Consider the following 11,686-nt stretch of genomic DNA (forward strand, 5'->3'; position numbering starts at 1 on the left):
CCGATCCCCGTACTCTGTGAGAAGCCGCTTGCGCGTCTACGCGTAGCGTCTCCTCTGGAGAATCCCCAATCCCTAACTCAGTAATTCACCTGTTTCTTGCAGTGCGTGCAAGCGATGGTAAATACCGCCATGACGTAGAAGTTGTTCGTGACTACCAACTTCTATGATTTTGCCTTGGTCTAGAACCACAATCTGATCTGCTTCTCTGACTGTACTCAGGCGGTGAGCAATGACAATTGTGGTACGAGTTCCTTGGAGCGATCGCATGGCTAATTGAATGGAACGCTCAGACTCATAATCTAAGCTAGAAGTCGCTTCGTCAAAAACCAGCACATCTGGTTCTACTAATAATGCTCTAGCAATTCCCAGGCGCTGTCTTTGTCCACCAGACAACCTCACACCCCTTTCTCCTACCACTGTGTAATAACCATGAGTTAAATTCTGAATCACTTCATCAAGTCTGGCGATTCTACAGGCTTCTTCAACTTGGTCAAAGGTAACATCTGATCGACCATACTTGAGATTATCCAAAACAGTTCCGTTAAAAACATCTACTTCTTGGTGAACTATTGCCAGTCTGCGGCGATAATTCCCCACATCTAAAGTGCGAATATCTTGACCATCAATCAGAATTTGACCTTCATTCGGTTCAAAATAGCGCAATAGTAATTTTACCAAAGTAGATTTACCAGAACCTGATCGCCCGACTAACGCGACTGTTTGATATGGTTCAATCAAGAGATTGATATCCTGCAAAACTGGGCGTTGAGGTTCGTAGCCAAAGCTCACGTGGGAAAACTCTACTTTTCCTGTAAATTGATAAGCAGCATCTGGTTGCGGTTTCTCCAAAAGACCAACCGAATCAACTCCAGATGGTTCTTGCAGAAATTCGTTAAACCGCACCATAGAACTATAGCGACGAGCAAACATCTCTGCCAATACGCTAATTGGTTCCAACTCCGCATAAGCCATGCTGGAAAGAGTTAAGGTCATGATAAAATGACCAAGAGAAATCCTGCCAGCTACTGTTTCTACGAGCGTCAAACCTAAAATCGCAAACACGCAAAACTGAATGACAGTTCTTTGCTTGGTGTTGAGCTTGACGTAACCCTTGTGGATACGATAATCCACCACAGTGAATTCACGTTCTAAACGGACTCTTTGCCGTTCTAGTTCTTTGGCTTCTGTCGCAAATGCTTTTACTGTTTTAATGTTGCTAATAATTTCCGAAGTCCGACTTTCTGTCCCTTCTCCATATTTATCCAAGCGGTTATCATGCCAAACTAGGCGCTTTAAGTTTTTCAAGGTAAAGCCTAGAATAACCACAAAGGAAATTAAGTACAAAATCGCGATTCGCCACTCCACAAACCAGATAAATACAAAAATTCCCAAGACGCGAAACAGCTTCGGAATCATCTGTCCAGCGATTTCGGGATAAGTCCAAGTGTGGTTGGCGACACCTCTTGCTACTCTCCCAGCAATGCGTCCGGGGTTATTTTCGTCATAAAATTCTAGGGGTAAGGTGAGAATCTTTTCAATCGCTTTTTGATGTTGATCTCGACGCGATCTTAGGGCAATATCCCAATGAAACCAACTAGTTAACCAAGGTTGTGTCGGCGCTCTCACCACAGTCACAAGAAAAATTAAACCCAGCAATACACCTAAAGATAGAAGCTGATTAACTGGGTAATTGATAATGTTTGCTAATGTGGCGATCGCTACCGTCAATGGCTGATCTAATGGTTGATTAGACAACACATTCAAAATCTGCCCGATCGCATACGGTACGACCAAATCGATAATCTCGTAAACACTGGTAGCAGCAATACTTAAAATACTCAGCTTCCAGTATGGACGAAAATAATTGAGAATATCTCTAAAGTTTGCCATGATGCACACTGTCCAAGAGCATGAGTCTGTAGCTCTGGAAGTATTATACTACATATATATTACATTGTAGTCAAGAGGCAAATTGCTAAATTAGTCTTTGGGAAGAGATGAACAGTTATTATACAGTTTCACAAAAATCGTTTCATCCTTACTTAACTATCGAAAAAATTCCAGTCGATATCGATACAAAGCAACTGGACGAGAACCAGCTTGAAAATAATCTGGGTCTTGGGGTGAAAGGTAAATAGCAGTAACTTGATCCGCTTCTATGGCTGGATTGGAAGTAGATAATTTACGGTAAGCAGTCGTAGATTCAACTAAATTGAAATAAGGACGTCCACCACCTTTAAATAATTGTTGAAAAACTTCTGTTGTAATAAACCTACCATCAGGTGTAGTTTCTGTAGCCCGTGCAGAAACTATCGAAATTAATTGGCGTTCATGACGTAAAAACGTGATCTGACGATTAGGCGAATTTGGATCTACTTTGACAGCAATCACAGTCGCATCGCCTAAATAAGCCCTTGCCAAATTTAAGCCGTTAAATGCTCGATCCGCAACTACTGCTGATTTTCTATCTACACTAGAATAAATTTTTAATCCAGCAACAGGTGTAGTTTGCTTGACAAATCGCACTTGACACTCAATAGGCTGATTGAGATATTGGCTATTTCCCTCAAATCCAGGGGTGATAATCTCAGGCGCTAAAGGTGCAATCATATCTACAAGTGTGCTGCTAAGTTGCCACTCACCCATCATCCATTCAGGATATACTAAGTCTCCCGTAGCGGTTTGGGCAGAAGTGATTTTTTCCCAAATAGGAAAGCTATCTAAACGTTTGGCTAACTCTCCTGCTTTTGCTTCTCCACTCCACAGCAGCAATAAAAAAATCAAACACAAACTCCAAATTCTCACCATATTAATTATCAACACTATTATTTTCAAAATTTAAAATTTATAGGATTAAAAGCTCATCCAATTAGAAATTATGTTGCACTTTCGTTACTAAATTTAACTTTTACAGCACTAATTTCAATAAAAACATTAGTGTATTCTGAAAAGACTGAGAACCACGTAATAATAAAAGTCTATTTTCTTAGTTAGAGGAGGTTATTAGCCATAAATACTCATAATTTGGCTAAATATGTATATTTTATTTGCGTTTTGTCTAAAAAAGATATTAATTGCCGCTTTTTAACTTGATAATAAGATTGCGAGGTGGTTTATTGCTCTCATAAAATCATGTTTATTAGTTTTTATTTATACTTGTATTTAAATTTTATAAGTGTTATTACTTAATTTAGACAATTAGAAAGAGATACATTAGTAAAATTACCCATTCTAAGAAAGGAAATCTGTATTTTATGCTTCTGAAATGATGTGATGCAAAAAAGGTAATTTTTTCAAAATAGCAAGTATAAGCCTTGTATATTAGCAAAAGATGGTTAAATTAGTATGACAATTAAATTAGGAATTTATAAGTGTAAATTATTTTTATGTGAATATTAATCGATACTTGTAAATTTAAATTTGTAAGTATTTGACTCTGTTGAAGAGTAATAATTTAAAACTGACAAAATATTCAATCAGTTATTAGGGTGTAATCTTTGCTGATTACTTTATTTATGCTTGGATGAGCTAATGAACCTATCTAGTTCTTTCACGGATTTTTCTTTAGCTGAATTGTTTCAACTAATTGACCAAGGCAGAAAATCTGGTTGTTTAAGTGTATGTACTCTACCAGATATTCACACTCCTGATTCTAAATCACAATACTATTACATTTGGTTTCGACAAGGGCGTGTAGTTGCAGCAGCACATCGCTTAAACGGTCAAGGTTTAGTCCATAAAATTACTCAACGAAATTGGGTCAATCAGCAACTTATAGAAAAATCTTGTCAAATATTTTCCCCAGAAAAACCCCTTGGTTTATCTCTAAAAGCTGAAGGTTTACTCAACACCGAGCAATTAAATTTATTATTTGCTAGTCAAATGCATCAGGTACGACAGTTGTTTGAAATTCAAACAGGTGTATTTAAACTTGACAGCAAAGCATCATTACCTGTTAAAGAAATGACAGGATTAAGTCTTAGAGCAATAGAAATAGCTTTAGTGGCTTTAAGAACATTAAAAAGCTGGAAAATATTAGCTGATGCACTCCCAGATCCCAATTCGGCTATAAACAGCATTGCTCAAGGTAAACCACAAATTCATTTACATGCTTTAGAGTGGCAGGTATGGGAATTTGCCAATGGTAGCGTCAGCTTAAGTGCGATCGCCAATCAACTCAATCAAGCAATAGCTTTAGTTCAACAAGCAGCTTTTCGGCTCATGTTGGCTTGTTTAATAGAAGAAGTTCCCTTGAACGAATCAACACCAGAACTGAGTACTTATCCTGTAGATTTAAACTTAGTTCATTCTTCTCAAGCAAACCAATCTTCAGTCGGGACAACCATCAAAATCAGTACTTTATTTCTACAAAATATAGTTGGCTTTTTGAGGAGTAATAATTAATGGAAATCCTACGCGTTGTGATCACTGGAGGCGTAGGTGCAGGTAAAACCAGTTTTATTCGTACCATCAGTGAAATCGAAATGGTAGATACTGATAGAAAAGCAACTGATGACATCGCACTTTTGAAAGAAAAAACTACAGTTGCATTAGATTTTGGGCGATTGACTATTGCACCCAATCAATCACTACATCTTTATGGCACACCTGGACAAGCACGATTTGATTTTATGTGGGATATCTTAATCCAAAAAGCCCACGCCTACATCTTACTAATAGATGCACACCGTCCAGAACATCTGCGCTATAGTCGAAAAATCCTTCAATTTATGAAGCATCGGGTAAAAATACCATGTTTAATTGGGCTAACTCATACTGATTGTCCGGATGCTTGGCAAATGGAAGATATTGCATTAGCTTTGGGATTATTGGATGAAAAGAACAGACTACCGATCATGTCTGTTAATGCGACAGAACCTGCTTCTGTCAAAGAAAGTTTAATTGCATTGATCGAAGAAATTACTAAGTATTACCAGGATTTTAGTGAGTAAACTGATACTTTTTACCTGGCGATTAGAAGTCGCGGCTACACATACATGACGCGTAGCGTCTTCCTTTTAGGAAGACACCTACGTGGGTTCTCTCATGTCGCATAAAATTTAGTGCCAGTAGAAAATCCTAGAATATTACGCAAGTCTGAGAAGTCATTCACTCCGCCACATTAATTTATCTGCCATTTTGGCAACTTTTTATCATCAAGATAAGTACATTGTAAACATATGCCGTCCTTTAGCAAATTGCGAAAACCTCCTCCCCCGGTAGCCAACTAATTACCGGGGTTTTTCATCTCTAAAACGGTGGTAATTCTCCCAAAATTGTGAATCGAATGTGATTAATTGCTAACTCACCAATAGAAATTTCTTCTTTTGTCAGCCTCGCACCTTTACTAGTTAAAGTTTCAAAGGGGATACCTTTACCAATTTCAATGTGATACCAGCACAAACCCATAAAAAAGCGTGTGGGATAAGGCCCATTATTACCAATATCATCAGGATTCGATTCCATTGGCAACCAGCCAAAACCAGGTATGTAAAATTCCAACCACACATGGTTGTAGTCTGGTTGTAGGGGGACATGTTGGTGTTCTGCGTAGGTGGGACATTTATAGCGTCCGACAGTACGACAAGCTATGCCATTTAAGCGACACAAAGCCAGTAACACACCTACATACTCACCGCAAGAACCTACGCCTCTTTCTAAAACTCGATCTGGAGTATCTATGTGAGGTTTAATACCATAAGCTAGTTGGTCATAAACATAATTACGGATGCTGTACATTTTCCGAAGCAAATTGGTTTCTGTGCCAATTGCTTCTTCAGCAGCACGACGAACAATGGTAGTATCCATCGCCAATTCATCATCATCCACAAGATAGCGAGTTTGATATTCTGGCGATAGTTCAGGAATATCTTCTACATCTGCTGGAGTGAGACGATATTTTATACCTCTGACTTCCACAACTGCTTTCCAGCCAAACATGTGCCGTTCGCCTGGGGTAAGGGTATCAAATTTAAATACCGCCACACGTTGCCCATCTATAATTTCTTCTTTAAAAGGTAGTCCCACAGGTTCAACGTATTTGACTTTTTGGCGATCTGTGTCACTGGGTAGGGCAATACGCCATTCTAGGTCTTGTAAGTAAACCTCTTCAATTGGGGCAATTTCCTCCACATAAGACATTTCGAGCAGATAGCCATTAGAAAGAGCGTAGCGCTTGTCTGGGAAATAACGATAGTGGAGTGGGTGAATAAACGTGCGATCGCGATATGCTAATTCGTGGTTAGGGTCAGCATTCGGGTTATCGCGCACATAAGGTTCTTCGGAAGCGTAGGCGACGTAGAGAGCTTGTTGACCTGTGTTTGTATTTGTTTGTACTGCTATGCCTGTAGGAGACTCAAACGGTGTTAGTACACTAAATTGCACTTCTCCTGTCGCCCTGTCCATACAGTAAACAGTTTGTTCTGTAGCATCGCAAGCCCAAAGAATTTCATCAGTTACAGCCAAATTTTCTATTCCTACGCCAGGAGCATAAAATCTGGTAATTTCTTTACGGGTATCGCGATTAAAAATTAGAATATCTCCCAATTTTTGGCAACTGATATAAACTGTTGATTCCCAAACAGCAATACCATCAGCAGGGTAAGGCAAGGTGACAAAATGTTCTAGCCCTAAAGAATTTAATTTACACAAATAAACACTATTATCCCTTGTCACCCAGAGGGTATCTTCCCAAATTGCCAAACCAGTGACGTCTGTAAATTCTCTGCTTTGATGAGCATTGAGAATTTTTGTATTGTCAGTGGCAGGATCTATTTGCAGCAGATACCCTTTAGGAGAGTCAATAGCAATCAGAGTATCCTGGAAGAAAGTAATACCACCCAAAACGGCGGCACCAATTGGTCGAATTGTTTTTTGCCCGAACATCTGGTTAGCGGTCAAACTGGAAAGAGCAAAATTCATATTAAACTAATGTACTTAAAGATTTAGCACGCCTGGAATTTATTTTGGTATGTTTTGTGCAATTCAACTCCCAAATTTTATTGATCGCGCGTAAAACCCCATCCCCTTGTTTAGTAACAATTATCAAGGATGATGTGCTACAAAAGGCAATTACTTTAGCAATAACAACATTTTCAATGCCGTGTTTGAGTATCTCATGGGTTTTCACTTTTGAATACTGTTACTTTAGTTGATGGTTTTTATAGCTATCACTAAATTATGATCGAATTCTGTAACCATTTCCTGTAACTTACACGATGTCTGCTCATTCTCTGCCTGATTCAACTACCGCTTGGCATAGTTTAGAAGTTGATAAAGCAATAGAACTGCTCTCCACTAATGCAGACACTGGCTTATCACCTCAAGAAGTGCAACAGCGCTTGGAAAAATATGGCCCGAACGAACTTGAGGAAACCGGTGGTCGCAGCACCTGGGAAATTTTGGTAGATCAGTTCAAAAATATTATGTTGTTGATGCTGATCGCCGTGGCAATTGTTTCCGGGGTTTTAGACCTGCTGGCTTTGCAAAGAGGCGAGTTGAAACCGGGTGAAGTACCATTCAAAGATACGATCGCCATCTTAGCCATTGTCGTTCTCAACGGTATTCTAGGCTATGTTCAAGAAAGCCGTGCCGAAAAAGCCCTCGCAGCACTGAAAAAACTCTCCTCTCCCAACGTCCGCATTATTCGTGACCGTAAACCATCAGAAGTGGCTGCTAAAGATTTAGTGCCGGGAGATATAATGCTGCTAGAAGCAGGAGTGCAAGTGGCAGCAGATGGACTTTTACTAGAAACATCGAACTTGCAAATCCGAGAATCGGCACTTACGGGCGAAGCCGAAGCAGTTAACAAACAGACAGCAACTACATTACCTGAAGATACAGGAATCGGCGATCGCATCAATTCGGTCTTCCAGGGTACAGAAGTTGTCCAAGGACGGGGCAAAGTTCTGGTAACAAACACTGGTATGACAACCGAACTCGGAAAAATTGCTACCATGTTGCAGTCCGTGGAAAGTGAACCCACGCCTCTACAACAACGCATGACCCAGCTTGGCAATGTCCTAGTCACAGGTTCTTTAGTGTTGGTAGCCATTGTTGTAATTGTAGGTTTGCTGCGTGGTGGCAATTTAACAGAACTATTGGAAGTTTCTTTGAGTATGGCGGTGGCGGTAGTACCAGAAGGCTTACCCGCAGTGATCACTGTCACCCTGGCTTTGGGAACTCAACGGATGGTACGTCGCAAAGCTTTAATTCGCAAATTACCAGCCGTAGAAACCTTGGGTTCTGTCACCACCATCTGTTCTGATAAAACCGGGACTCTGACTCAGAACAAGATGGTAGTACAAGCTGCCTACACACATGCTTCTAGCCCAAATCAAGATCAAGCAACTTCTCTTCACCAAGAATTTCGCGTTACAGGAGAAGGTTACGCTCCTACAGGCGAGTTTCAACTAGAAAATAATCCTATTGAGGTACAAGATAACCCAGAACTACAAGCCTTGTTAGTTGCCTGTGCTGTTTGTAATGATGCACATTTGCAACAGCAGCAAGGACAGTGGACTATTTTAGGAGACCCAACAGAGGGTGCTTTGGTGACACTGGCTGGCAAAGGAGGAATAGAAAAAGACCAGTGGGATAGTAAATTGCCGCGCGTGAGCGAGTTTCCGTTTTCTTCGGAACGGAAACGAATGAGTGTGATTTCTAAGGTTGAGCAAGTAGAAACAGGTGTTTCACCTTTAAATGATGTTGACCCAACTATCAGCAATTTGGTGAACTCCCATGACTATTTAATGTTTACCAAAGGCTCACCAGAATTAATTTTGGCTCGTTGTACTCAACTTTATATAGGTAATGGCGCTGTTTGTCTGACTCAAGAACAGCGAGATGAGATTTTAGCACAAAACGATCGCATGGCTTCTAATGGTCTGCGAGTACTGGGTTTTGCCTATAAACCACTTACAAAAATCCCACCCGAAGGTTCAGATGAGACATTTGAGCAAGAATTAGTCTGGCTGGGTTTAGTCGGAATGCTTGATGCACCTCGTCCCGAAGTCAGGGCGGCGGTACAAGAATGTCGAGAAGCAGGCATTCGACCGATTATGATTACTGGTGATCATCAGTTAACAGCACGAGCGATCGCCACTGATCTAGGAATTGCTCAAGCAGGCGATCGCGTCCTCACTGGTCAAGAACTGCAACGAATGAGCAAAGAAGACCTAGAGCAAAATGTAGACTTGGTAAGTATTTATGCCAGAGTTGCCCCAGAACACAAACTGCGAATTGTCCAAGCTTTACAGCGTAGAGGCAGATTTGTTGCGATGACTGGTGATGGCGTTAACGACGCCCCAGCCCTCAAACAAGCTGATATCGGTATTGCTATGGGTATTACTGGTACTGATGTCAGTAAAGAAGCCAGCGACATGGTGCTACTAGATGACAACTTTGCTACCATTGTTGCTGCCACCGAAGAAGGGCGAGTTGTTTACACCAATATCCGCCGTTTTATCAAATATATTTTGGGAAGTAATATCGGTGAAGTTCTCACAATCGCAGCTGCGCCGATCTTAGGATTAGGAGGAGTACCCCTGACACCCCTACAAATTTTGTGGATGAACTTGGTGACAGATGGTTTACCAGCCTTAGCATTAGCTGTAGAACCTCCCGAACCCGACGTAATGAAACGTCCCCCCTTTAGTCCCCGTGAAAGCATTTTCGCTAGAGGGTTGGGTTCTTACATGATTCGCATCGGGATTATTTTCGCGATCATTACCATTATTTTGATGGAGTGGGCATACTTTCACTCCCAAACATACACTAACGGATTGAGTCCAGATCGCTGGAAAACAATGGTATTTACTTCCCTGTGTCTTGCTCAAATGGGTCATGCGATCGCGATTCGCTCTAACAACCGACTGACAATAGAAATGAATCCTTTGTCAAATCCTTATGTGTTAGGGGCAGTTATTGTAACCACAATCTTACAACTGATGCTGGTTTATGTTCAGCCTCTGCGTAATTTCTTCGGCACTCATTATCTTCCCTTGTCGGAATTGGGAGTTTGTCTTGGCTTTAGTGCCTTAATGTTTGTGTGGATTGAAATTGAAAAGATTGTCTTCCGATTGATGGGCAAAAAAACAGTTTAGAGATCGGGGAAAGGGGAAAGGGGACAAGGGAAGGGGACAAGGAGGACAAGGGAGAATTTATTCCAATTCCCGATCCCCGATCCCCGATCCCTGATCCCCGAACGCGAGTGCGTCTCCTCTGGAGAATCCCCTTTCCCCTTTCCCCGATTCCCTATGTATTTAAAAACTCTCTACCTCCGACACTTTCGTAACTATAAAGAACAGCAGGTTGAGTTTACTGCTCCCAAAACGATTTTGGTGGGCGATAATGCTCAGGGTAAATCTAATTTATTGGAAGCAGTGGAGTTATTAGCAACATTGCGATCGCATCGTACTTTCCGCGATCGCGAATTAGTCCAAGAAGCAGAAGAACTCGCGCAAATTAGTGCTTCTCTCAAACGAGAAACTGGCACTAGTACTCTAAACTTAATTTTGCGTCGTAATGGTCGCCGGACTGTGAATCTCAACGGCGAAAACCTGCGGCGTCAAATGGATTTTCTTGGTGTTCTTAATGGCGTACAGTTTTCTAGCTTGGACTTAGAATTAGTACGCGGAGGCCCGGAAGGCCGTCGTCACTGGCTAGATACTCTGTTGATTCAACTAGAACCAGTATACGCCCACATTTTACAGCAATATCATCAGGTGTTGCGCCAGCGAAATGCCTTTTTGAAACGCAATATCGAGAGTTCGTATACAACGTCTCTACAATCTGAATTAGCTATATGGGATGCACAGTTGGCGATCGCAGGTACGCGAGTTATTAGGCGCAGAGAACGAGCCATACAAAGACTCGCCCCCATTGCCAAAATGTGGCACGCTAGTATTAGTGGCAGTAAAGAAATTTTGCAAATTAAATACTTACCCAACGTTCCTTTAGAGCAAAATTATCCAGAAAAAGTGCAGCAAGCCTTTCTAGAAAAACTACAACAAAGAACTGTTGCTGAATTGCACCAAGGCACTACTTTGGTTGGGCCACATCGGGACGAAGTAGAATTAATCATTAATCAAACGCCAGCCCGTCAATATGGTTCTCAAGGTCAGCAACGAACCCTAGTATTAGCTTTGAAACTAGCAGAATTAAAATTAATTGAAGAAGTTGTGGGAGAACCACCACTACTACTTCTTGATGATGTTTTAGCTGAATTAGATCCATCTCGTCAAAATCAATTGCTTGATACAATTCAAGACCGTTTTCAAACAATAATTACTACTACTCATTTGGGTGCTTTTGATTCACAATGGTTGAATTCTTCCCAAATTTTTTATGTTAAAAGTGGTGAAATATCAACAGAGAAAGTAGGAATTTAAAAATAATAAACATAAATAAATTTAACCAAGCTCTTCGGGCAAGGAACAGGGAATAAGAAACATTTTGATTGTGGCTGCGATCGCCTCCGGTTTTTTGGGTGACTACAAAGATGCAGTCGGTATTATTGCAATTGTGGTACTGATTGCTGTTTTAGGTTTTAGTCAGGAATACCAAGCTCAAAAAGCGATCGGGTCTTTGATACTCGACGACGGGTCTTTGATACTCGACGACGAGTGTTTGATACTCGACGACGAGTGTTTGATACTCGACGACGAGTGTTTGATACTCGACGACG

7 protein-coding genes and 1 pseudogene are annotated in these 11,686 nt (G+C 41.0%); 5 read left to right on the top strand and 3 right to left on the bottom strand.

Annotated elements, in window-relative coordinates; genetic code table 11:
* Positions 1-72: 72 nt before the first annotated feature.
* Complete coding sequence (locus tag AC5JMK_RS08965) at positions 73-1,890, bottom strand: ABC transporter ATP-binding protein (protein ID WP_495909909.1); 1,818 nt, start codon at positions 1,888-1,890, stop codon at positions 73-75.
* A gap of 156 nt (positions 1,891-2,046) precedes the next feature.
* Positions 2,047-2,808: a DUF6816 family protein gene (locus AC5JMK_RS08970; protein WP_495909915.1), complete on the bottom strand. Its 762-nt coding sequence runs from the start codon at positions 2,806-2,808 to the stop codon at positions 2,047-2,049.
* 723 nt (positions 2,809-3,531) lie between these two features.
* Between AC5JMK_RS08970 and AC5JMK_RS08975 the strand changes: the two genes are divergently transcribed.
* Together AC5JMK_RS08975 and AC5JMK_RS08980 are read left to right on the top strand one after the other, a co-directional pair.
* Complete coding sequence (locus AC5JMK_RS08975; protein ID WP_495909910.1) at positions 3,532-4,404, top strand: DUF4388 domain-containing protein; 873 nt, start codon at positions 3,532-3,534, stop codon at positions 4,402-4,404.
* The gene (locus AC5JMK_RS08980; protein WP_096676974.1) at positions 4,404-4,952 is read left to right on the top strand and encodes a GTP-binding protein; all 549 of its coding nucleotides are present in this window, start codon (positions 4,404-4,406) and stop codon (positions 4,950-4,952) included. The genes AC5JMK_RS08975 and AC5JMK_RS08980 overlap by 1 nt, the downstream gene beginning before the upstream one ends.
* Positions 4,953-5,250: 298 nt before the next feature.
* Here AC5JMK_RS08980 and AC5JMK_RS08985 read toward each other — a convergent pair whose 3' ends face one another.
* Positions 5,251-6,921, bottom strand: coding sequence for a transglutaminase domain-containing protein (locus AC5JMK_RS08985; protein ID WP_495909911.1), 1,671 nt, complete (start codon positions 6,919-6,921; stop codon positions 5,251-5,253).
* Positions 6,922-7,217: 296 nt separating this feature from the next.
* Here AC5JMK_RS08985 and AC5JMK_RS08990 point away from each other — a divergent pair, with 296 nt between their 5' ends.
* From AC5JMK_RS08990 to AC5JMK_RS09000, 3 genes and pseudogenes are all read left to right on the top strand, one after another.
* A complete protein-coding gene (locus AC5JMK_RS08990) occupies positions 7,218-10,103 on the top strand; it encodes a cation-translocating P-type ATPase (protein ID WP_495909912.1) in 2,886 nt (961 codons plus the stop codon).
* Between the two features lie 153 nt (positions 10,104-10,256).
* Entirely contained in the window at positions 10,257-11,390 is a 1,134-nt protein-coding gene (gene recF, locus AC5JMK_RS08995; protein WP_495909913.1) for a DNA replication/repair protein RecF, read from the top strand.
* 70 nt (positions 11,391-11,460) lie between these two features.
* A pseudogene (locus AC5JMK_RS09000) lies at positions 11,461-11,686 on the top strand (hypothetical protein); the annotation flags it as partial.

This window comes from Pelatocladus sp., from assembly GCF_059505505.1.